The organism is Nonomuraea purpurea (assembly GCF_042650645.1).
Taxonomy (GTDB): Bacteria; Actinomycetota; Actinomycetes; order Streptosporangiales; family Streptosporangiaceae; genus Nonomuraea; species Nonomuraea purpurea.
This window is the reverse complement of the sequence record NZ_JBHSBI010000075.1, coordinates 1-2006: the sequence shown is the minus strand read 5'-3', so window position 1 is coordinate 2006 and position 2006 is coordinate 1. Positions and strand designations below refer to the sequence as shown.

Below are 2006 nucleotides of genomic sequence, written 5' to 3'. Positions count from 1 at the left end.
CCGCCGGGAACAACTCCTCCACCGCATCCCAATTAACAAACAAACCCCCCTCACGCTCAGTCACCTGACAGTCCAGCCACACCTGCGGAGTCTGGGAGATACCCCAGATCTGCTCGCCGAAGGGCAGGTCCATGTCGGTGATCTCGTCGTTGAGGCCGAGGGCGCTGGTGAAGACGACGGGCATGGAGACGGCGGGCTGTCCGGTACGGCGGGCCAGCTCGCGCAGCACCCAGATGGCCGACACGGCGTTGTGCTCCATCCCCGACCAGACCTCCTGCTGGAGGCGGGTGACCAGGTCGAGCCAGGAGTCGCCGACCCGGGGCCGGTGCCCGACGAGCAGCAGCGAGGTGAAGTCGCCCAGGATGTTGTCGATGTCGGGGTGGACCTCCCTGCGGTCGAAGAGGGTGAGGTTGATGGTCAGGTCCTGGCGGGCGCTCCACGCCGAGAGCACCTCGGCGAAGGCGGCGGCCAGCACGGTGGCCGGGGTGACGCCGTGTTCCCTGGCGCGCTCGCGCAGGCGGCGCCACTGGGTGGGGGCGATCCTGGTCTCCCTGCGCACGAAGTGCGGACGTTCGACCTTCGCGGGGTCGACGCACAGCGGCAGCTGGGGCGCGGGCGGCAGGTCGTCGAGCCGCTCCGACCAGTACGCCTGGGCCGAGTCGAGCTCGTCAGGGCGCGGCCCGGCGGTCAGGACGTAGTCGCGGAAGGAGACGCCGACGGGCCGCAGTTCGGCCTCGGGGTTCCGGTAGAGCGCGGACAGCTCGGCGAAGACGGTGACGATGCTGAGCGCGTCGAGCACGATGTAGTCGAAGCTGAAGCCGATGCGCAGCCGGCCGTCGCCGTATTCGACGGCCTCGATCGCGACCAGCGGCCAGCGGGTCGGGTCGGGAATGCGGTGCGCGAGCCGTTCGCGCAGGTCCTCCAGCGCGTTCGCGCCCCGGGTGAGCGGGATGCGCGTGTGGCCGGCCTCGGGCAGGATGCGCTGGTTGCCGTCGGCGTCGAAGTGGGCGCGCAGCATCTCGTGCCGCCGCAGGAGGGTGTTCCACGCCTGTTCGAGCCGGGCCAGGTCGACGTCGGAGCCGTCGAACTCCCAATACCAGTGCGAGCCGACCGAGCCCAGCGTGAACTCCGCCGAGCGTCCCATCCAGTAGGCGCGCTGCACGTCGGTCGCCGGGAAGGGATCGTGCCTGTGGTCGGGGTCGGCGACGATGCCGGGCGTGGCGTCCGCGGGCTCGCCCAGGGTGACGTGGGCGGCGAAGCTCTTCAGCTCCGGGTCGTCGAAGAGGGCGCGCAGGCCGGCGCCGTGCATGCCGGCGGCGCGCATGCGTCCGAGCAGGCGGGTGGCGATCAGGCTGTCGCCGCCGAGGGCGAAGAAGCCGTCGTCGCGGCCGACGGTCTGCACGCCGAGCAGGTCGGACCAGAGCGCGGCGATCTCCTTCTCCGCGGCGGTGGACGGCGGCTCCACCTCGCCTCGCGCGCCGGTGACGGCGCTTTCGACGAGCTTGCCGATGGCCGGTCGGTCGATCTTGCCGTTGCCGGACAGCGGGAACGACTCCAGCACCAGCATCTGATCGGGCACCATGTAACCGGGCAGCCGCTCGCGCAGGAACTCCTCCACCCCCGCCGGCAGCCCGTCCCCGGCCACGACCGCGGCGGCCAACCGCCCGCCGACCGCCACCGCCACCGCGTCCCGAACCCCAGGGAAAGCGGTCAACGCCGCCTCCACCTCGCCCAGCTCGATCCGATGTCCCCGGATCTTCACCTGGAAATCGGCCCGGCCCAGGAACTCCAACGTCCCATCCGGCCAATACCGGCCCAGATCCCCGGTCCGATACCAGCGCGTCCCCCCAAACGACACGAACCGCTCAGCCGTCCGCTCCGGATCACCCCGATACCCCTCGGCGACACTCGCGCCACCGATCCACAACTCACCGACCACCCAATCCGGGCAATCCCGGCCCCGGGCATCCACCACCCGGAACAACTGATTGCGCAACGGCCGCCCA

Annotated in this window: 1 protein-coding gene; it reads right to left on the bottom strand. The window is 71.0% G+C overall.

Going from position 1 to position 2006, the window contains the following annotated elements:
* The coding region (locus ACFOY2_RS54565) for a condensation domain-containing protein (protein WP_379536100.1) at positions 1-1792 on the bottom strand (1792 nt) is incomplete at its 3' end.
* Positions 1793-2006 lie beyond the last annotated feature (214 nt).